23 protein-coding genes are annotated in these 20035 nt (G+C 63.4%); 10 read left to right on the top strand and 13 right to left on the bottom strand.

All coding sequences use genetic code 11. The annotated features are described in order from the left end of the window. Window positions 1–5: 5 nt before the first annotated feature. Both NOF55_RS11610 and NOF55_RS11605 read left to right on the top strand, forming a co-directional pair. Window positions 6–509: a DUF934 domain-containing protein gene (locus tag NOF55_RS11610; RefSeq protein WP_306411521.1), complete on the top strand. Its 504-nt coding sequence runs from the start codon at window positions 6–8 to the stop codon at window positions 507–509. Between the two features lie 243 nt (window positions 510–752). Next, entirely contained in the window at window positions 753–1565 is an 813-nt protein-coding gene (locus NOF55_RS11605) for a ferredoxin--NADP reductase (protein WP_306411520.1), read from the top strand. An 80-nt stretch (window positions 1566–1645) separates the two neighbouring features. Here NOF55_RS11605 and NOF55_RS11600 read toward each other — a convergent pair whose 3' ends face one another. Beyond that, on the bottom strand, window positions 1646–2140 hold the full coding sequence (locus NOF55_RS11600) for a peptide deformylase (protein ID WP_306411519.1): 495 nt from the start codon (window positions 2138–2140) through the stop codon (window positions 1646–1648). Window positions 2141–2326: 186 nt separating this feature from the next. Between NOF55_RS11600 and mgtE the strand changes: the two genes are divergently transcribed. Both mgtE and NOF55_RS11590 read left to right on the top strand, forming a co-directional pair. Then, the gene (gene mgtE / locus NOF55_RS11595) at window positions 2327–3745 is read left to right on the top strand and encodes a magnesium transporter (protein WP_306411518.1); all 1419 of its coding nucleotides are present in this window, start codon (window positions 2327–2329) and stop codon (window positions 3743–3745) included. Between the two features lie 141 nt (window positions 3746–3886). Then, on the top strand, window positions 3887–4279 hold the full coding sequence (locus NOF55_RS11590) for a MerR family transcriptional regulator (protein WP_306411517.1): 393 nt from the start codon (window positions 3887–3889) through the stop codon (window positions 4277–4279). A 25-nt stretch (window positions 4280–4304) separates the two neighbouring features. On the opposite strand, the gene NOF55_RS11585 is transcribed toward NOF55_RS11590, so the two are convergent. The 3 genes from NOF55_RS11585 to NOF55_RS11575 all read right to left on the bottom strand — a co-directional run bounded on the left by NOF55_RS11585 (window position 4305) and on the right by NOF55_RS11575 (window position 6612). Beyond that, a complete protein-coding gene (locus tag NOF55_RS11585) occupies window positions 4305–4652 on the bottom strand; it encodes a methyltransferase family protein (protein WP_306411516.1) in 348 nt (115 codons plus the stop codon). Window positions 4653–4798: 146 nt separating this feature from the next. Then, entirely contained in the window at window positions 4799–5755 is a 957-nt protein-coding gene (locus NOF55_RS11580) for an acetyltransferase domain-containing protein (RefSeq protein ID WP_306411515.1), read from the bottom strand. 176 nt (window positions 5756–5931) lie between these two features. Beyond that, window positions 5932–6612, bottom strand: coding sequence for a DUF599 domain-containing protein (locus NOF55_RS11575; RefSeq protein WP_306411514.1), 681 nt, complete (start codon window positions 6610–6612; stop codon window positions 5932–5934). A 542-nt stretch (window positions 6613–7154) separates the two neighbouring features. Here NOF55_RS11575 and NOF55_RS11570 point away from each other — a divergent pair. Then, on the top strand, window positions 7155–8543 hold the full coding sequence (locus NOF55_RS11570) for an L-serine ammonia-lyase (RefSeq protein WP_306411513.1): 1389 nt from the start codon (window positions 7155–7157) through the stop codon (window positions 8541–8543). A gap of 69 nt (window positions 8544–8612) precedes the next feature. Next, window positions 8613–9047 carry a DUF1489 family protein gene (locus tag NOF55_RS11565; protein ID WP_306411512.1) on the top strand — a complete coding sequence of 145 codons (435 nt, stop codon included), beginning with the start codon at window positions 8613–8615 and terminating at the stop codon, window positions 9045–9047. Window positions 9048–9056: 9 nt separating this feature from the next. Here NOF55_RS11565 and NOF55_RS11560 read toward each other — a convergent pair whose 3' ends face one another. From NOF55_RS11560 to NOF55_RS11535, 6 genes are all read right to left on the bottom strand, one after another. After that, complete coding sequence (locus NOF55_RS11560) at window positions 9057–9314, bottom strand: hypothetical protein (protein WP_306411511.1); 258 nt, start codon at window positions 9312–9314, stop codon at window positions 9057–9059. Window positions 9315–9416: 102 nt separating this feature from the next. Then, window positions 9417–10829, bottom strand: coding sequence for a D-alanyl-D-alanine carboxypeptidase (locus NOF55_RS11555; protein WP_306411693.1), 1413 nt, complete (start codon window positions 10827–10829; stop codon window positions 9417–9419). 212 nt (window positions 10830–11041) lie between these two features. After that, window positions 11042–11764, bottom strand: a complete 723-nt coding sequence (locus NOF55_RS11550; protein WP_306411510.1) for a hypothetical protein — start codon at window positions 11762–11764, stop codon at window positions 11042–11044. Window positions 11765–11960: 196 nt separating this feature from the next. Further along, window positions 11961–12524, bottom strand: coding sequence for a transglutaminase-like cysteine peptidase (locus tag NOF55_RS11545; protein WP_306411692.1), 564 nt, complete (start codon window positions 12522–12524; stop codon window positions 11961–11963). Between the two features lie 511 nt (window positions 12525–13035). Continuing rightward, entirely contained in the window at window positions 13036–13647 is a 612-nt protein-coding gene (locus NOF55_RS11540) for a PilZ domain-containing protein (RefSeq protein ID WP_306411509.1), read from the bottom strand. 136 nt (window positions 13648–13783) lie between these two features. After that, window positions 13784–14344 carry a PAS domain-containing protein gene (locus NOF55_RS11535; protein WP_306411508.1) on the bottom strand — a complete coding sequence of 187 codons (561 nt, stop codon included), beginning with the start codon at window positions 14342–14344 and terminating at the stop codon, window positions 13784–13786. Between the two features lie 303 nt (window positions 14345–14647). On the opposite strand from NOF55_RS11535, the gene NOF55_RS11530 reads away from it, so the two are divergent. Further along, a complete protein-coding gene (locus NOF55_RS11530; RefSeq protein WP_306411507.1) occupies window positions 14648–15388 on the top strand; it encodes a rhomboid family intramembrane serine protease in 741 nt (246 codons plus the stop codon). A 3-nt stretch (window positions 15389–15391) separates the two neighbouring features. Here NOF55_RS11530 and NOF55_RS11525 read toward each other — a convergent pair whose 3' ends face one another. The 3 genes from NOF55_RS11525 to folE all read right to left on the bottom strand — a co-directional run bounded on the left by NOF55_RS11525 (window position 15392) and on the right by folE (window position 17581). Continuing rightward, the gene (locus NOF55_RS11525) at window positions 15392–16348 is read right to left on the bottom strand and encodes a patatin-like phospholipase family protein (RefSeq protein WP_370868976.1); all 957 of its coding nucleotides are present in this window, start codon (window positions 16346–16348) and stop codon (window positions 15392–15394) included. A 125-nt stretch (window positions 16349–16473) separates the two neighbouring features. Next, entirely contained in the window at window positions 16474–16929 is a 456-nt protein-coding gene (hisI, locus tag NOF55_RS11520) for a phosphoribosyl-AMP cyclohydrolase (protein ID WP_306411505.1), read from the bottom strand. A 34-nt stretch (window positions 16930–16963) separates the two neighbouring features. Then, complete coding sequence (gene folE, locus NOF55_RS11515) at window positions 16964–17581, bottom strand: GTP cyclohydrolase I FolE (protein WP_306411504.1); 618 nt, start codon at window positions 17579–17581, stop codon at window positions 16964–16966. A 244-nt stretch (window positions 17582–17825) separates the two neighbouring features. Between folE and NOF55_RS11510 the strand changes: the two genes are divergently transcribed. From NOF55_RS11510 to NOF55_RS11500, 3 genes are all read left to right on the top strand, one after another. After that, window positions 17826–18272, top strand: coding sequence for an iron-sulfur cluster assembly scaffold protein (locus NOF55_RS11510; RefSeq protein ID WP_306411503.1), 447 nt, complete (start codon window positions 17826–17828; stop codon window positions 18270–18272). Window positions 18273–18276: 4 nt separating this feature from the next. Next, complete coding sequence (yidD, locus tag NOF55_RS11505; RefSeq protein ID WP_306411502.1) at window positions 18277–18648, top strand: membrane protein insertion efficiency factor YidD; 372 nt, start codon at window positions 18277–18279, stop codon at window positions 18646–18648. A gap of 115 nt (window positions 18649–18763) precedes the next feature. Beyond that, complete coding sequence (locus NOF55_RS11500; RefSeq protein WP_306411501.1) at window positions 18764–20011, top strand: D-alanyl-D-alanine carboxypeptidase; 1248 nt, start codon at window positions 18764–18766, stop codon at window positions 20009–20011. The last annotated feature ends 24 nt before the right edge of the window (window positions 20012–20035 follow it).

The raw sequence follows: 20035 nt of genomic DNA, 5'->3' as shown, positions 1-20035 counted from the left end.
AAAGCATGACACGCATCTGGAGCGAACGGGACGGCTTTGCCGACAGCGACCGTTTTGTGATCGAAACCGAGGAACGCAAGGCCGGAGACGGAGAGACTGCCGTGCTCGGGCTGGAGGATTTCATCGCGCACGCATCGGAAAGCAACGAGGCCAATCTCGCGGTCGTGCTCAAGCCTGCCGACGACGTGCGGGCGCTGGAGCCCTATCTGGACCGGATCGCCTTCGTGGCGGTGACGTTCCCGGCGTTCAGCGACGGGCGCGGCTTCAGCCAGGCGGCCCTGCTGCGCGACCGGCTCGGCTACAAGGGAGAGTTGCGCGCCGTCGGCGACGTTCTGCTCGACCAGATCCCCCACATGCTGCGCACCGGCTTTTCCAGCCTCGCCGTCACCAATCCGGTTGCGATCGCCCGTCTCGAGGCCGGAACGCTGCCGGGCATCGCCGAGCATTACCAGCCGTCGGTGAAACACGAGGCGGCGGGCGCCGGCTATAGCTGGCGCCGCAAGGGGTAAGGACGGACGCGGCAGGACGTCCGGCACGGCCATCAGCGACGGGCAGGGGACGGCAGGCCGTCCTGCCGATTTGTCGCACCGCCTTCCGGGGCGGAAACGACAGATTTGTTGACCTTTTCATGCCGGTTTTGTATGGGACCTCCGTAGTCGCAACGGGTTCTTGCAACACGATCAGAGCAGACGCATTCCCATCACGGCCGCCGAAAGGCGGCGGAAAGCCAAGACGAACAGGACCGGACTTCTATGAATGCTCCCGCCAAGACCGAAGAATTCGCCACCAATCTGCCTGCCGGCGTTTATGCCGAGACCGTGTTGAGCGTGACGCATTATACCGATTACCTGTTCCGTTTCACCATGACCCGGCCCGCCGGCTTCCGCTTCCGCTCGGGCGAGTTCGCCATGATCGGGCTGGTGGTGGGCGACAAGCCGATCTACCGCGCCTATTCGATCGCCAGCCCGGCCTGGTCGGAGGAACTGGAGTTCTTCTCGATCAAGGTGCCGGACGGCCCGCTGACCCAGCATCTTCAGAAGATCAAGCCGGGCGACAAGGTACTGATGCGCAAGAAGCCGACCGGCACGCTCGTCCTCGATGCGCTGGTCCCCGGCAAGCGGCTCTACATGTTCTCGACCGGCACCGGCATCGCTCCCTTCGCCAGCCTGATCCGCGATCCGGAAACCTATGAGAAGTACGAGGAAGTCATCCTGACCCATACGTGCCGCGAAGTCGCCGAACTGAAATACGGCTTCGATCTGGTCGAGGAAATCCGCGCCGACGAGATGCTGAACGAGATCGTCGGCGACAAGCTGAAGCATTATGCGACCGTGACGCGCGAGGACTACCCGTTCAAGGGACGCATCACCGACCTGATCGAAAGCGGCAAGCTGTTTGCCGATCTCGGCGTGCCGCCGCTCGATCCGGCGGTGGACCGCGCCATGATCTGCGGTTCCATGACGATGATCCGCGATACCGCCGCCCTGCTGGAAAAGGCGGGACTGACGGAAGGGGCGAACAACAACCCGGCCGAATTCGTCATCGAACGCGCTTTCGTCGGCTGAATATCGTTCGCCCTCCTTCGGAGACATGACGCGACAGGGGCGGCGGCTGTGCCGCCCTTTTGCGTTTCCGCTTCTTGCCGTCAGCGCCGGGCCTTCTTCCACCTTGTGAAGAGACGTTCCCGCTTCAGGCGGGACAGGCGCTGCAACCAGAAAATGCCGTCGAGCTGATCGATCTCATGCTGGATGCAGACGGCGAGGAAACCCTCGGCGCGTTCTTCGAGGGCACGACCGTCGAGGTCCTGATAGCGGACGATGACGGCATCGGGGCGCTCGACTTCCTCCGTCGCTCCGGGCATCGAGACGCTGCCTTCGACATGGCGCATGGTCGTTGTGGAAAATTCGAGGATTTCCGGGTTCACGTAGATCCGCAACCCGTCGTCCTTCGAAAGCTCCAGCACGAAAAGTCGCTGATCGACGCCGATATGGGCCGCGGTGATCCCGACGCCGGGGGCGGCGCGCATCGTGTCTGCGAGATCTTCGGCGAGCGCGCGCAGGGAGGAATCAAAGGCGGTGACGGGAGAGCAGACTCGGCCGAGGCCGGGATCGGGATAGCGCAGGATGGGGCGGACCGTCATGAAAACCTCCCTTTCGGCCCGATGTTCTGCCGGATTCCGCTGCGCCGCACAAGCCTTTCGCCAAACATCGCGGGCGATCCCGGGTTTCTTGCTATCCGGTTGTTGACAATATGCTTTTTGACGCCATTCTCCACACGTCCGCAGGCGGCGGACCTGTCCAGGGAATGCAAACGGGAAGGGCGGCTGATGACGGAAACCGCGAAAGAGACCGAGCGCTCGCCCGCGCCGGAGCCGGCGGCCAACGATATCTATGCCGAAGACGGTTCGCTCCGTCAGGATTTCCTGACGCTCGTCGGGGCGGCGATCGCCGACCGGGATATCCTGTTCCTGCGCCAGAAAGTCGCCCGGTTGCACGAGTCGGAGCTTGGCGATCTGCTCGAGGCCCTGTTGCCGGACCAGCGCCTTGCCCTGGTTCATCTGCTGGGCGACGATTTCGACCTGACGGCGCTGACCGAGGTCGACGAGGCAATTCGCCTTGAGATCGTCGACCAGCTTCCCAACGCCCGGATCGCAGCCGCCATCGGCGACCTGGATTCGGACGATGCGGTCTACATCCTCGAGGACCTCGACCACGAGGATCGGGAAGACATTCTGGCGCAATTGCCGTTCACCGAACGCGTTCGCCTGCGTCGCGCCCTCGACTATCCCGAAAGCTCCGCCGGCCGCCGCATGCAGACCGAGTTCGTGGCCGTGCCGCCGTTCTGGACGGTGGGCCAGACGATCGACTACATGCGCGAGGACGAGGATCTGCCGGAGCGCTTCACGCAGATCTTCGTCATCGACCCCACCTTCAAGCTGCTCGGCTCCGTCGATCTCGACCGTATCCTGCGGACCAAGCGCCAGGTGCGGATCGAGGATATCATGCACGAGACGACGCATTCCATTGCGGCCTCGATGGATCAGGAGGAGGCGGCGCAGATCTTCGAGCAATATGACCTTCTGTCCGCCGCCGTCGTCGACGAGAACGGACGTCTGGTCGGCGTGCTGACCATCGACGACGTGGTCGACGTGATCACCGAGGAGGCCGACGAGGATATCCGCCGCCTGGCCGGTGTGGGCGACGAGGAACTGTCCGACAGCGCCCTGTCGACGGTGCGGTCGCGCGTGCCCTGGCTGCTGATCAACCTGGGAACGGCGTTCTTTTCCGCCAGCATCATCGGGCTTTTCGACGAGTCCATCGAAAAGATGATCGCCCTTGCCGTGCTCATGCCGATCGTCGCCTCGATGGGTGGCAATGCCGCCACGCAGACGATGACGGTGACGGTGCGGGCGCTGGCCACGAAGGATCTCGATATCTACAACGCCTCCCGCATCATTCGCAGGGAGGCCGGCGTCGGCCTGATGAACGGATCGGTTTTCGCCGTACTTCTTGGCGCGGTCGCTGCCTTGTGGTTCCAGAGCCTGCAACTCGGCGGCGTCATCGGCGCCGCGATGATCGTCAATATGATGGCTGCCGCGCTCGGCGGAATCCTCGTTCCCCTGCTTCTCGACAAGCTGCGGGCCGACCCGGCGATTGCCTCTTCGGTGTTCGTGACGATGATCACCGATTGCGTCGGCTTTTTCGCCTTCCTCGGGCTTGCGACCTGGTGGTTCGGCATCAGCTGAAGAGCCGCTTGCGGAAATTGACTGTTACGTAAAAGTCAATGTATTATCCCGTCATTGAAAACGACGGTCGGGTCATCGGCCCTGACCGCAGGCGCCGCAGGGTCCGGGCATTCCGGCCGGACGGCAGCTCGGGATGAATACATGGTCGTGAACAAATATTACAGCATCAGCGAACTGACGAAAGAGTTCGGGGTTTCCACCCGCACGCTTCGTTTCTACGAGGACGAGGGGTTGATCCACCCGGAACGGCGCGGCCGAACACGGCTTTACCGTGCCGCCGACCGCCGCCTGCTCATGGAAATCCTGCGCGGCCGCCGTATCGGCTTCACGGTCGCGGAGATCCGCGAGATCGTGCAGGTTTACAGGGAGCCTCCGGGCGAGGTCGGCCAGCTCAAGCTCCTGATGAAGAAGGTCGACGAGAAACGTGCCGAACTGCGCCAGAAGCGCAAGGATATCGAGGAAACGCTGGCGGAACTGGATAATGTCGAGGAAGCCTGTCTGACCCGCATGGCCGAGATCGGCGTCGGCACCTGACCTGTACCCTTCGCCGCGCACCGGCTCAGAGCCAGCGCGGCGTCCGGCGGCAATAGCGCTCGAATTCCGAGCCGAAGCGGGCGAGGAGATGGATTTCCTCGCGATGGATCGAGGCGAAGGTCATCACCACAGCCGCAGCGATCGCCGCGATGAAGAACCAGGCATCAGCCGCCAGCAGCCCGAAGGCGGCGAGCGTCATGATATAGCCGAGATAGATGGGATTGCGCGTGTAGCGGAACGGCCCGCGCGTGATCAGGTGGCGCGGGGCCTTCGGGGGCAGAACGGTCATGCCGCCGTTGCGAAGAGTGATTGCCGCAGACAAGACCAGAAACAGGCTGAGGCAGAGAAGAATTGTCCCTGTAATGCCGGCCATGACACCGCCGGTCAGCCCGAGCGGCGCGACCTGTCGAAGAATAAATGCCGCAATGATCGCCGTTGCGAAATGAACGGGCGGCCAAGGGAAGGTTTGCGGCCGAATATGATAAGCGTCAACTGCCATTTTCATTTGGCGTATCCTCTTTATTCTTCGATAAGAGAACACGATTCGGCGATTGCGCCAATACGCTCGTCTTCGCCCGGATTGATCTGTCCGGCAAGGAATGGAGACAGAAGTTCCTGCTGGCGGAGGCGGTCGAGCGTGCATGCGCAGAAGCGCGTGCAGAAGCCCGGCTCGTTGCCGCCATCGGTACAGGATGTTTCGCAGGAACCGATGTAGGATTGCGAGGGATCGGCTGCCGGCGGCGGATAGACCAGCGAGGCCAGGTAGACGATACCGATCAGTATTGGCTGATGCAGCAGGTAGAAGAGAAGACTGTGCTGCCCGGCCAGCACCAGCACGCGGGGCATGTTGCGCCACTTCGCCATTTTTTCGAGAAAGCCGAAGCGGATGCTCAGGCGGCCGGCGGCAATGCCGATGAGAACCGGCGCCAGCCAGGGCAGCAGCGGCACGTAATCGTTCGACCGCGGCGGCGTTTCGCCAAGCCCGAGCCACAGCAGCCAGAAGGAATCGAAGGCCGGGGAATGCAGGTAATGCGGCGCGGCGAGCACGGCGGCGGCGGCCAGCAGCGTGACCGCAACGGGCAGGCGCAGGAACAGAAGCCCGATCACGCTCGCGGCGGCGATCGCATGCAGGATGCCGAAATAGATGGCCGTAGCGGGAAAGGCGAACAGCGTCGCCACGGTGATCGCCGCGGCGGATGCGGCGACCATCGCCAGCCTTTTGCCGAACGGTTTCCACCGGATGCCGTGAACATGCGCGAGGACGAGGCTGAAGCCGACCAGAAACAGGAAGGACGATGCGATGCCGCGGGCATAGAGCTTCCAGAGGCCCTGGGTGGCGGTGCCCGGCGCCAGATAGCCGAAGAATTCGAGATCCCAGGTGAAATGATAGGAGGCCATCGCCAGCAGGGCCAGGCCGCGCGCGGCGTCGGGCAGAGGAATCCGTTTCGGCGATATCGTCGTCTTCATGCCGGTCATGCAGGGTCCTCCCGAGCTTCCGATGGGCATCGCGCAAGCCGCGTGCCCTTTATGCGGCGTCCCGGTCGCTCCCGTTTCCCGCCAGTGCAGGCAGCACCCTCAAAGGGCGAGACCGCGGCAATTTCATGGCACCGCTGCGATGCGCGGCGCTTTCCGTCGAAATGTTCCGAAACGCCTCAATTCAAGAGCGCGAGCCGCGCCCGGGAGAAGAACTGGCGCCTGACGAGAACGCCGATGATGAAGGCCGTCGAGACCATGAAGACAGCCGGTCCTATGAACCAGCCGAGATAGCCGATGGAGAGAAAAAGCGCCCTCAGACCCGCATTGAAGTGGCCGGCGGCGATGATGTTCATCTGCACCGCGCGCTCCACAGCATCCTCGGCCGCGTTCAGGTCGTTATCCACGTCCCTGGTCATGGGCAGGCCGCCGAAGAGAATGGTGCAATAGTTGAACAGCCGGTAGGACCAGCCGAACTTGAAGAAGGAATAGCCGAACAGGGCGGTCAGGCCAATGACCTTCAGTTCGAAGGCCGTGCGCCCGGCATAGCTGACGAAGGGCAGGTCCTTGAACACGACCTCGACCTGCTGGGTGGCGCCGAGAAGCGCGAAGCAGCCGCCGATGGCGAAGATCGACGTTGAGGCAAAGAAGGCCGTGCCGTTCTGCAATCCCGCGAGAATTTGCGTGTCGATCATGCGCAGGTCGCGCCGCAGTGCGTTGCGTAACCATGCGCGCCGATGCTCGATCATGGCATGTGTCAGGCTCGTCCGCGGCAGAACCCGCTCCGCGGCCGTCAGCCAGGAATATCCGGTCCAGAGCAGGAAGAAAAATCCGAGCGCGACGAAATCGAGTGTGGTCATGCCTCCCCCCATGTATGACATCGCAAGATATGAAGCAGGCGTGCCGATCCGGCAAGGCCTCGCCGTCGCCAATATTCCGGCCGGAACGGGGCGGCGGCCGGTATTTCAGCAATATGAGATATAAACGCCAAGCCCTTGTTTTGTCATGCAAGCATGCAGCAGGCGCATGGCTGGGCCGCAAAATCGGCCACAGTTCTGCCTTTTTCGCCAGTTGTCAGCGCCATGCTTTTTGAATAGTCAGATGCGCAGGGCGTTCCGTGTGGACGCCCGTTTACGAATCTGGAGTCATCATGGAAGACACCGTACAGAAATCCTGCTGGGGCGTGACGATCCGCGCCCTGATCGCGTTTATGCTCGTCATGGCCGTCGCGTTCCTGTTCGGCGGCATCTGAGTTTTCGGTATAGCAGGAATTCCCGATGGCGTGGCCCGTGTGGCCGCGCCATTTTGCATTCGGCGGTTGCCTCCGCTTCGGGGCTTTCAGGGGCGGCGTGTTTGATGCAGAATAAGCGTTCGAATTCCGGTCCGGATGGCGTCTTCCCGCATGTTTCTTTCTGTCTTCGATGTTTTCAAGATCGGGATCGGCCCGTCGAGTTCCCATACGATGGGGCCGATGACCGCTGCCAACCGATTTCTCGACGATCTGGTTCGCATCGGAGCGAAGGACGCGGCCGACTGTCTTTTCGTCAGCCTGCACGGCTCGCTGGCCTATACGGGCGTCGGGCATGGAACGGGCAGGGCGGTCATCCTGGGCCTGACCGGCGCCGCTCCGGATACGGTCGATCCCGATGCGATGGACGCCATCGTCGCCGCCGTCGAGGACCGCAAATGCGTCGAGCCGCCGGGACATGGCCGCTACCGCTTCGATCCGTCGCGCGATCTCATCTACGACCGGCATGTGACGCTCGAAGGCCATGCGAACGGCATGACGTTCATCGCCCGCGACGCATCCGGCGCGGACCTGTTGCGGAGGGTCTATTATTCCATCGGCGGCGGCTTCGTCCTGACGGAAGAGGAGCTTGAGATCTGGCGCAGCGAAAGCGGCAAGGCGCCTGCCGATTCCGTGCCGTTTCCCTTCGCCAATGCGCGGGAGATGCTCGCCATGTCGGCCGCCTCGGGCCATAGCATCGCCGCCATGAAGCGGGCGAACGAGGAATGTCGCATGAGTCCGGCGGAACTCGACCGGCGGCTCGATGCCGTATGGGCTGCGATGAGCGCCTGCATCGAGCGGGGCTTGCGCGAAGGCGGCATCATGCCCGGCGGGCTGAAGGTGCGCCGCCGCGCCCGGGACATGCTCGAACGCCTCGAGACCGAATGGCGCAACAACCGTCCCAATCCGTTGCTGGCGAATGACTGGCTGAGCGTCTATGCGATGGCGGTGAACGAGGAGAACGCTTCCGGCGGGCGTGTTGTCACCGCGCCGACGAACGGTGCGGCCGGCGTCGTTCCCGCGACGCTTCGCTACTTCCTGCGTTTCCACCCCGAGGCGGGACAGCGCGAGGTGCATGATTTTCTGCTGACCGCGGCGGCCATCGGCGGCATTATCAAGCACAACGCCTCCATCTCGGGGGCCGAGGTCGGCTGTCAGGGGGAGGTCGGCTCGGCGGCGGCGATGGCCGCGGCCGGTCTTGTCGCCGTTCTGGGCGGCACGCCGGCGCAGGTGGAGAACGCCGCCGAGATCGCGCTGGAACATCACCTCGGCATGACATGCGATCCCGTGGCCGGGCTCGTGCAGGTGCCGTGCATCGAGCGCAACGCGATGGGGGCGGTAAAGGCGGTGACGGCGGCCTCGCTGGCGCTGAAGGGCGACGGCTCGCATTTTGTGCCGCTCGATGCCTGTATCGAGACCATGCGGCAGACGGGTATCGACATGAGCGAGCGCTACAAGGAGACCGCGACCGGCGGCCTCGCGGTCAATGTGGTCGAATGCTAGGGGCAGGCCGCTGTGGAGCGTTGTCGGGCCGGACTTGACCGCCATGCGGAAAAGGACTTCAAAGTTTCCATGAGCCTTCACATGATCAAACTATGCGTCGGGGCGGAAAGCGTCGCCGACCTGAAGGAATGGGTGGCCGAACGCGCGCTGACGGCAATGGCCGCCGGGCAGGAGCCGCATAGCCGCCACCGGACCCGCATGATGCCCAAGCGCGTACCGGAGATTCTGGACGGCGGATCGCTTTACTGGGTCATCAAGGGACAGGTCGCGGCGCGCCAGCAGATACTGGGGCTCGAGGCGGTGAAAAGCGCGGATGGCATTTCCTATTGCGACATCGTTCTGGCGCCTGCCGTGATCGAGACTGCGCCGCAGCCGAAGCGGCCTTTTCAGGGCTGGCGCTATTACAGGCCGGAGGATGTTCCCCGCGATCTCGGATCGCAAAGCGGCGAGGCCGATATGCCCGAGGACCTGCGCAGGGAACTGGCCGAACTCGGCCTGCTCTGAGGGCGGGGCTCAGCGGAGCCGCAGGTGGACCGGGCGACGCCCGGCCTGGATGGCGACATGCAGATGCACCTGCACCTGCGGTTGGCCGCTGCGCCAGGCGCGCGCGCCGTGGCTGACCAGGAGGGCAACCAGATCCCGGGTGCGCGCCCGCGGTTTCGCCAGCCCGAATTCCGCAATCCGCAATGCCGCCTCGTGAAGGGGGTGCAGGGAGAAACTGCCGCCGGAATGGGGGCGGCTGCTGTCCAGAACGCTTTCGTTATTCGCCATTGCATGCCTCGTTTACGCAATACTGATCGAGGGTTATCAGGGCGGATGCCGGGTTGATCGACGGCCCGGCGGACCCGCCTTGATCTTTCATGGGACGCCGCCTTATTGCAGCGACGCCCAGCAGTTCATGCCCTTCTTCTTCAACGCGTTGCAGGCGTTGACCGCGGCCTTCTGATCGCCGAACCCGGCGAAGCGCGCCCGGTAGATCTCGGAGCCGTTGGCATTGAACGCCGCGGTAAAGGGCTTGGCGGAACGCAGTACCTGTCCACCCTTTTCCTGCGCAGCCTGGAGGAGGGTCATGGCGGAGCTCTCGTTGGGGGCTGCGCCGATCTGGATGACCCAGCCGCTTTCGCTGCTCGCGGCCACCGGTTTGGTCGATGCGGTCGTCGTACGGTCGATGCCGGGGACCTCGCCTGCCGACGAGACGGCCGGAAGCTGTGCGGGCGCGCGTGCCGCCGGCGCCATGAGGGCTGCCACTGGCGCGGCGGCCTTGATCTGCGCCTGGCTCTGCGGCGCCGCATAGGCCGATTTCATGCTCTCGTCGCCGTAGCGGCTTTCCGGAACCGGAATGGAGGCGACGGGAAGGGGAGCAGCAGCGGTAGAGGCGGCCACCTTGGCCACCGACGGAGCGGCGACGGTCGGAAGCGGGGCAGGAACGGGCACGGGTGCCTTTTTCGGCGGCGTGGCGGGACGCAGCGCGGCGATCTGGTCGCTGGCGTTGAGGGGCCCCTGCGAGGCCTGCGGCATATAGGTGGCGATGAGCTTGCGCATCTGCTGGTCGCGGCTGGCGCCACTCTTGCCGCCCATGACGACGCCCACGACGGAGCGGCCATCGGCCTGCGCGGAGGTGACGAGGTTGAAACCGGCCGCGCGGGTGTAGCCCGTCTTGATGCCGTCGACCCCACGGACATTGCCGAGAAGACGGTTGTGATTGCCGATGACCTGCTTGCCGAAATTGAAGCTGCGGGTGGAGAAATAGCCGTAATATTGCGGGAAATGCTGGCGAAGGGCCATGCCGAGGCGGGCCTGGTCGCGCGCCGTGGTCATCTGCGCCGTATTGGGCAGGCCGTGGGCGTTGCGATAGGTCGTGCGCGTCATGCCGAGCGCGTGGGCCTTGTTCGTCATCATCTGGGCGAAACGGGCTTCCGAGCCGCCGATGAATTCGCCGAGCGCGGTCGCGATATCATTGGCCGAACGGGTGATCAGCGCCATGATGGCCTGTTCGACGGTAAGGGAGCCGCCGGCGCGGACGCCGAGCTTCGACGGAGGTTCCGCCGCCGCGTTCTTGGAGACGGGAACAGGCGTGTCGAGCGTGATCCGCTTGGCCTCCAGCGCCTCGAACGTCAGATAAAGGGTCATCATCTTGGTGAGCGATGCCGGATACCGTAACGTATCGGCGTCGTCACTGTAGAGAACCTTGCCGGTGCGGGCATCGACGACGATGCCTGCATATTTGGGGTCGGCCTTGGCGGGGGATGCAATGAACGAAATCGCGAGGAGCGTCGCCGCCGCCATACCCGCGAATTTCGCCACAACTACATGAAGACGCCTGCCAGCGGTTTCGCTCGATGCAGCTTTGAACACTACCATACTCATTTACTGTTTCGCATGTTTCCGGCCTGCCCCACCGGCCGTTCCAGAGAGAATAGTGGGGCCGGCGTTACCAACTGGTTTATGATGAAGAAAAAGTTTCGATTTTTCCTCGCATTCGAAGAGGTGCCGGCCGGCTATTGCCGCGCAAGCCGTTGCTCGACGTAACGGCGCACCGCCTCATCGATTTCGCGCCATTCGGGCAGCAGCGTGCTCGAAAAGCGGTAGAGCACGGAAAGATCGCGCCCGACGAAGATGTCGCGCTGGCAATCGGCGTTGGAGGCGGGGCGATACTCCGTCGCAAGGATACATCTCACCGCGTAATCGGCCTCGCCGTCGCGCTTGCCGGTCAGCATGACCTCGCCGTTGTAGCCGCTATCCAGCCGCAGCCGGTGGAGGGAAAGCCCTGCGTCGAAGGTGGTCGGCTGTCCTTCGAAAAGGCCCCTGTAGATCGGGTCCAGACGGCCGGACATGTCCCGCGACATCGTGCTCTGGCTGAGGTGCAGGAAGATGATGCGGCCGGGCCGGTCGGTTTCGTTGAAGGTGGCGCTGTTGTTCGTGCCGTAGCCCGTCATATCCGGCCATGCCAGATAGAGGTCGATCCTGTCGGCGGGGCCGCTGACCCGCGCCTGCGGGAAGCGGATGACGTTGGCGGGCAGTTCCAGCCGGTCCTGGCCGACGGTTATGGCGAATATTTCGGTGCTGTCCGTGTGTCCGGCCAGCGCGATGCGCTCCCCGGCCCAGTGTCCGGCCAGGTTGACGGCGGCCATGAGTGCGACCAGAAGCACGACGGCCGCCGTTGCGCGCCGCAGGGTGCGGTTCGACAAGAGCGGGGCTTCCTCGGGCGTATCGGTGGTCATGGTCGTTGCGTCCTGCCGGCGACGGTCCGGCCGGGCGTGCCCGATTCAGGATCGTCTCTCGGCGAAGACGTTTGACCATCGTGCTTAACGGAGCGTTAATTCCGTCTTCCGGCATGTAAAAAGCCGGCTCCCGGGGACACGGGGGAGCCGGCTTTTCAAACACCGGCATCCGATGGATGCCGGTGAGACGGAACGTTTACTGTCCGACGCTGCCGACCGCGACGGTGCGGCCATCCTGGATCTTCATCCAGCGGGCGGGATTGTTGCTCGCCTGGCGCTTGAGATAGGTATATTCGGTCTCCGACCAGAGCATGACCTTGTTGCGCATGTTGTCGAGGACGAAATCGCCGCGATCCGTACGAACGGTCAGGACGGCGTGGCCGTCGCCGTTCGGCTGGAGGACGACCGTGATCAGCAGGTTGCTCGGGGAGAAGCCGCGCTCGATCAGGCGCTTGCGCTTTTCCAGAACGAAGTCCTCGCAGTCGCCTGCCGTCGTGGGATAGGTCCAGTATTCCTCAACGCCGTAGATTTCCATGTCCGTCATCGGCGTGATTTCGGCGTTGACCGTATAGTTGACGTCGAGAATGCTGCGCCAGCGCTGTTCGGTGAGCGTCATCGGTCCCGCATCCGCGCCGTTCGGCTTGCATTCCGAAGGGTTGGCCTTGCAGAACTCGTAATGCCCGATCGGCGGGTTGGTGAGGCCGGCAATGCGCATGATCGGCGGAATGGCGGCCGCCGGCTGCGGCAGCACGATGTTCATGCAGGCGGCCAGAAGACCTGCGCTCAGGAATGCGGTGGTCTTTTTCATGCGTCGTCTCCCCGTTTCTTGGTGAGACGATGGCAGACGCGCTTTTATGTTGCGCAAAATACCGAAGTAAAATTAAGATCAAAACGAAATAAAACACGCAGATAATTGAGTATAAATTTGAATTTTATTGTATTAAATTTTTAGGAAAATTTGTAGAAAATACCGGTAAAATTGAATGAAAATATGAGCGATATTCCGATATTTACATGAAATAAAAGGGATTTTCTCCGCAGGCGAGGGGTCTGCAATACCGGTTCGCCCGTTCGGTTGTTTTGCCTGAAAGCTTCGTGTCGCCGGGGTTTTGCGGGCGGGAGACGGAATTTCCGCGGGGGTTGCAGCGTAAAAGTCGCCATCAAAAAAAGCGGCGGAACCCCGAAAAATTGGTCGCAATGGCCTCGAAAACGAAAACGCCTCCGCAGGATCGGAGGCGTTCGGGATTACTGCCCTCGGGATATTAGGGGGATTACAGGAATTCCGCCAGCGTCTCGCGCGACTGCACCGAGCTGAACTCGAGCGCGATGCCTTCGGCGAAGTGGCGGACCACCCGTGCGCGTATGCTGCCGAGGCGGACCGGCGTTCCGATGGGCAGGCGGCCGTCGAGATCGATGGCCGCGCCGGAAAGGGACAGGTCGATGAGGCGGCAGGCGATCGTGCGGCCGTCTTCGAGCGTCAGTCTTGTCAGGCTGGTACGCGGCGTCAGGCGGGTATGGCGGCGGTCTTCCGGCAGGCCGAGTTCATGGCGATTGGCGATCCACGTCAGCTGGGCGGCGAGCTTCTCGCGCTTTCTTTCCGTGGCGTTGATCGTCATGATGAAGGCGCGGTCCAGAACGGCCTTGGTCTGGCCTTCCAGACGGCCGAGGTGATCGATATAGGCGATCACGCGCTCTCCCATCCGGGGCAGGGCGTCCGAGCCGATGACCACATCGCCGGGCGACATGTCGATGGCCAGACAGTCGTATTCCGTCCGGTCGGCCAGCATCATCCGCCCGGGCAGGTTCACCGAGACCCGGTGAAAGACCTCCTGGACCTCCGGGCGTTTCGCAAAAACGGCACGGACAGGCTGATGCACAAGCATTCCAAACAATTTCCCGACAGAGAGACCTGTGCGGCAAATTAGTTGTCAGGTGTTAAGAAGCCGTTTCTCAAGCAACATCGGAAGTAAGCGCCGGGCATTCCGTTTCCGCACAGGATGACCGGTGCAGCGGCTGCGGTCAGATAAGCGGCGATGCCGAGCGGCCCGCGGCGCGGAAGGCCGCCGGAAAGGCGTCTTCTGCATGGCCCTTCAGCGGCCGGGAGCGATCCATGACTAGATACTTCAACGTCCACGGAAGGCCCGGCCGGTCTTCACCGCGCGGCGGCAGGAGGGCGCCGAGCAGGCGGTCGCAGCGTCCTTCCGGAGAGCGCAGCGGCAGGAGCAGCATGTCGAAACGGCGCGTTTCGTCGTCCTCGAAGAAGCCGACCAGATTCATGAGGACCGGGTTTTCGTAGAGAACCGCCGCCTGGGCGATTTCCACCGCGTTGCATCGGCGGCCGTTGGCCCACAGCATCTCGAACGGGCAGCCGCGCAGCTCGCGTCCGAAGCGCGCGCACATTCTCGTGCCGGCCAGCCGGAACGTCAGGTCGCCGTCCTCCGCCATCTGGAGCATGAAGATATCCGGAAGAACGGATCGCAATGCCGCCGGCTCGATCAGGTTGCGCACCGGTGCGCCCGCGTCGCCGCGCAACTTGTCCCAGTAGGCATAGATCTCATGACATTCCATATGCTGATACATGTGGGCTTCCGTTTCTCGTGACTGGCCGCATTTCCGGCTTGTGTGCAGAGGGAGCAGCGAAAAGCGTGCCAGATCGCAGGCGCCGCCGGGCGCGTTCCATCGTTAAGGTTAAGGATCGGTTTACGTTGCGGCGATGCGGCGGGCCGTGGCATGTTCGGTCATCTCTTCGAAGGCCCCGCCTTCAGCACACGACTTGTAGCGATATCTCACATTTTCGCCAAAGCCGCCCGGTCTTCGCCTGGCGGCTTTTTTTTCCGGGCGCGCTCCTGTAAGGCTTTTGCGGTGGCAACGGAGTTTTAGGCGATGGCGACAGAACCCCCTGTTCTTTCAGAGCATTCAGGTGAACCGCCGCAGCCCCGAGAGCCGGTTTTCAACTTTCCGGCGCCGATCACCCTTTCGATCCTCCTCATCATCGGGCTCTATGTCCTGCCGGCCTATCTGCTGCCTGCCGATCTGAGCGAGGCCTTCGTCATCAGCCTCGCCTTCAGCCCCGTGCGCTATGTATATCCGTTAACGGGCCAGAATCTCGAATGGCTGTGGACGCCGGTGACGTATTCGCTCCTGCACGGCGGATGGGAACACCTTCTGTTCAATGCACTCTGGCTGGCCGCTTTTGGCACACCTGTGGTGCGCCGAATCGGGACAACCCGCTTTGTCCTGTTCTGGATCGTTTCGGCGGTGGCGGCGGCGATCCTGCACGCGGTGCTGAACTGGGGCGAGGTGACGTTGCTGATCGGCGCCTCCGGCGTGATTTCCGGGCTGATGGGGGCGGCGTGCCGCTTCGCCTTTCCCGCCTCCGGTCGCGCTTATAATCCGCAGTTCGGGCATCTTTATCCTCGCCAGTCCATCCTGTCCGCCTTCGGCAACCGCACGGTCGCGATTTTCATCGCGATCTGGCTGTTCGGCAATCTGGTGATCGGTCTGGGCATTCCGCTTTTCGGCGATCTCGGCGGAGCGATCGCCTGGGACGCCCATCTCGGCGGCTTCGCCTTCGGCTTTTTCTGTTTCGCCCTGTTCGACCCGTGGGAAAAACCCGCCCGGTAAGGGCTATCGGGCCAGGACTTCCTGCAATCGCCTGAGTTCGCCGATGCGCATCTGCGCTTCCTGATAGCCGCGGTCGATCGTTTCGGCGGCGCGGTGGAATTCGGACAGGCCGATATCGCTGACGCGGGGCTGGAGCGCCAGATCCGGCGGATCGCCGGCCAGCCGCGCGCGGGAAATGCGATCCTGAATGATATTGTAGGACTGCACCATCACGCCGGTCAGGCCGAGACGCTCGCGCTTGCTGGTCCTGCGGTGTTCCTCGGTGTCCGGAATGGCGGCCGTATGCTTGATGACGGCGGAACGGCCGTAGGAATCGTAATGCAGGTTGACGGCGGCGACGAGAAGCTGTTCATGCGCCCGGCAGACGCTGACCGGCACCGGATTGACGAGCGCGCCGTCGACCAGCGTGCGGTTGTTGCAGTGAACCGGTTCGAAAATGCCCGGCAGGGCATAGGAGGCCCTGAGCGCGGTGATCAGCGAGCCGGAATCGATCCAGACCTCGTGGCCGGTCGACAGTTCGGTGGCGACGGCGACGAAACGGCGGTCGAGATCCTCAATGCGCAGGCCTTCCAGATGTTCCTGCATGCGGCGCGTCAGGCGCATGCCGCCCAGCAGGCCGCCGCCGCCGATCGTCAGGTCGAGCAGCCCGGCGATCCGGCGCACGGTGAGCGAGCGGGCGAATTCTTCCAGTTGGTCGAGCTTTCCGGCGAAATAGCAGCCCCCGACCAGAGCGCCGATGGAGGTTCCGGCGATCATGCCGACCTCGATGCCCGCTTCGTCGAGTGCCCGCAACACGCCGATATGGGCCCAGCCGCGGGAAGCGCCGCCGCCGAGGGCGAGCGCGATAGGGGTTTTGCGGACGGGCTGCGGGGGGAGCTTCGGCATGTCCGGTCCGGGCGCCTGCCCGTGTTGTCTTTCTGCCGGCTGCGAATTTTGGCGAGGCCTCGGCCAGCTCAACAGCATGTGTCGCTTCCCTCCGGCTGCTAACGTTCACCCGTTTACTGCATATATAGCGCAGACCAACGTTGACAATCGGTTTAAGGACGCTTTGAGACCGAACGGCGGCGTTCCGGAACGAAACGTCCTCAGCTTTTCGTCGTATAGACCGTGTCGGGATCGAAATGGCGGTGATCGTCGGTTATCTCGACGGTCGCCGAGCCGTCCCGCAATCCCACGGTCCGATAGAAACACGAGCGACGTCCGGTGTGGCATGTCGCGTCGTGACCGGCCACGCTGACCTTGAGCCACACGGCGTCCTGATCGCAATCGGTGCGGATTTCCGTGACCGTCTGGAGATTGCCCGAGGTCTCGCCCTTTTTCCAGAGCCTGCCGCGGGAGCGGCTGTAATAATGGGCCACGCCCGTTTCGATGGTCAGCGCCAGCGCCTCGGCGTTCATGTGCGCCACCATCAGCAATTCGCCGTCATGCGCATCGGTCACAACGGCGGTGACGAGGCCGTTATCGTCGAACTTCGGCGTAAAGGCGCCGGCGCCTTCGAGTTCGCTTTTGGACGCGGGCGGAGGGGGAAAGCTCACGGTCATTCGTTTCTTCCGGTGCCGGTCGGGAAGCCGGCGGTTATCGAATGCCGCGCAGCGCCATCATGAAGCGGGCCTGTTCGGCGGCGTCGGTCTTGTAGATGCCGGTGAAGGCGCTCGTCAGCGTTGTCGAACCCTGCTTCTGCACGCCGCGCATGGACATGCACATATGCTCGGCCTCGATGAGGACGGCGACGCCCTTGGGATTCAGGTTCTCGGAGATGGCAGTTGCGATCTGCGCCGTCATGGTTTCCTGCGTCTGGAGGCGGCGTGCGTAGACCTCGACGACGCGCGCGAGCTTGGACAGGCCGAGGACGCGGCCATCCGGCCGGTAGGCGATATGGGCCTTGCCGATGATCGGAACCATGTGGTGTTCGCAATGCGAGAAGAAGGGGATGTCGCGCACGAGCACCATGTCGTCGTAACCCGCCACCTCGTCGAAGGTGCGGCCGAGCGCTTCCGCCGGATCGGCCTTGTAGCCGGCGAACAGTTCGCCATAGGCATCGATCACGCGCTTGGGCGTATCGAGCAGGCCTTCGCGGGTCGGGTCGTCGCCCGCCCAGCGCAGCAGAACGCGAACGGCCTCTTCCGCTTCCTCACGGGTCGGACGTGCCGAATGGGCGGCAAGGCTTTTCAGGTTCTTCACGACGGCATCCATATTCAGTCTCCGGGTCCGGGCGGCATTGGATCAGGGCACAGCCGTCCCAGACGGCCATTACGCCCGCGTATCTGGCCCCGGATCACAAGATTTTCAAGGCATTCTGTTTCAAACTGCGAAGGGCTGACGAAAGCTTTACCTTCCTAGCGTGGAGGCTCCATATCATGTAAGGACAAACGAAGAAACCCGTCGCCATCGTGACGGACTGTTTCCCGATAAGGGGAAAATCGGAACAATTTCGGTCATGGATGAAATCTACAACGCCAAAATCCTCGAATTTGCGGGCAATTTGCCCCTGATTGGCGTGCTGCCCGATGCGGACGGCAGCGCCGAGCGGCAGTCGAAGCTTTGCGGGTCGCGCATCCGCGTTCACGTCCGGCTCGACGGCGATACCGTGACCGGGTTTTCGCACGAGGTGAAGGCCTGCGCGCTCGGACAGGCATCGGCATCGATCATGGCCCGGCAGGTGATCGGCGCGACCGTCGCCGAGATCGCTGCCGCCCGCGACGCGATGCTGTCCATGCTGAAGGAAGGCGGCGAGGGGCCGGAGGGCCGGTTCGCGGACATGCGGTTCCTGAAGCCGGTTCGCGATTACAAGGCGCGTCACGCCTCGACCATGCTGACGTTCGAGGCAACGCTCGGCGCCATCGAAGCGGCGCGGGCGGGGCGGTCTCTCGCCACCGGAGCGTGACGGGATGTGCGGGGCCTGCAAGGGAGACGATCCGGCTGTGACGCCCCGCCGCTCGCGCAACTGGCAGGGGCCGTTCAGGAAGACGCCGGACCGCCTGGCCGGCATGGCGCTGATCCGCGGCTACCAGCTTACGCTGTCCAGCCTGATCGGCAATCATTGCCGCCATATGCCCACCTGTTCCGAATATGGCTACGAGGCCATCGCGCGGCACGGGCTATGGGCCGGCGGCTTTATGACGCTTTTTCGCCTCGGGCGTTGCGGACCGGGGGGAAGCTGGGGTATCGATCCTGTGCCGGAGGCATTGCCGGACGATCTGGTCTGGTGGAAACCCTGGCGTTATCGGCTGGCGGGCCGGCGGACGGAAAGCGCCGGTTAAGCTTGCAGTGGTAATATCGGTGAAAGTCGCGGTGGAATGCCGTGGATCGTCGCATTAAGAACACGATGTCCGGCATTTTTGCCGGTCGACTGGTGGAATCGGCTGGAGGCGCATCATGAATTTCGGTAGCGGACGTGGCGGGCGGCTTGGCCTCGTGGTGGCAACTTCCCTTGCCGTTCTGGCCGGTTCGTCCGCTGCTTTCGCAGCCACGTCCTGGGCGATGCTCGATGCCAGAACCGGCCGCTTCGTCGGCGAGGACGGCGGCCAGCGCCTGCATCCGCCCGCCTCGCTTGCCAAGATGATGACGATCTACGTCACCTTCGAGGCGTTGAAGTCGGGACGGCTGAAATGGAACGACCGGATTGCCTTTTCCGCGAACGCCTCTTCGAAAATTCCGATGAAACTCGGCGTCCGGCCGGGCGATTCGATTACCGTCCGCGAGGCGGTGGACAGCATGGTCGTCCTGTCGGCCAACGACACCGCGGCGGCGGTCGGCGAGCATCTGGCCGGTTCCGAAGCCGCGTTCGCGCGCGTCATGACGCAGAAGGCGCGCCAGCTCGGCATGCGGGACACGGTTTTCGCGAATCCTTCGGGCCTGACGGACCGCGACACACAGGTGACGACCGCGCGCGACATGGCCATTCTCGGCCTTGCCCTCCAGCGCAATTTCCCGCGCGAGTTCGCGCTTTTTTCCCAGCCTTCCTTCACCTTCCGCGGCAAGGTGAAGAAGGGGCACAACAATCTGATGTACCGCTATGACGGCGTGGACGGAATCAAGACGGGTTACACCAGGGCATCGGGCTATAATCTCGTTTCCTCGCTGAATTCCGGCGGGCAAAGGCTTGTAGGCGCGGTGCTCGGCGGCCAGTCGGCCCGCAAGCGGGACGATCTGATGGCCTCCCTGCTGACGCGCTTTTCGACCGGGGGAACGCTCGTCGCCAAGGCGGTGCCGGCCAAACCCCAGGTTTCCGTCTCCAGCCAGTCCCGCCTGCAAGCCGCAATGGTTCCGGTCCCACGCGAGCGGCCGGCATCCGAGGATGCCATCGCCGCGCTCATTCCGCAGCAGGAACAGATCGAGCAGGGCGATGGCGGCTATCCCGTCGCGTCGCTGGGCGGCGAATGGCGCATCCAGGTCGGGTCTCTGCCCGACAAGGCGTCCGCCGACCGCCTTCAGGCGCGCCTTGCCCCTGCCGTTCGGGCCTCTACGCCCGCTGCGCAGGGCCTCATCGAGCTTTTCCAGGGCAGCGTCAGCAGCTTCTACCGGGTGCAGTTTTCCGGGTTCGGCAGCGGCAGCGCGGCGGAAAGCGCCTGTGCCAGCCTGAAACGGCAGGACGTCGACTGCTTCGTGATCGCGGATCGCTGAGCGGCACGGCCCGCGTCTTTACTC

It is taken from the genome of Ectorhizobium quercum, from assembly GCF_026552795.1.
Classification (GTDB): Bacteria; Pseudomonadota; Alphaproteobacteria; order Rhizobiales; family Rhizobiaceae; genus Ectorhizobium; species Ectorhizobium quercum.
The sequence above is the reverse complement of the archived record's forward strand: the minus strand, read 5'-3'. Positions and strand labels throughout refer to the sequence as shown.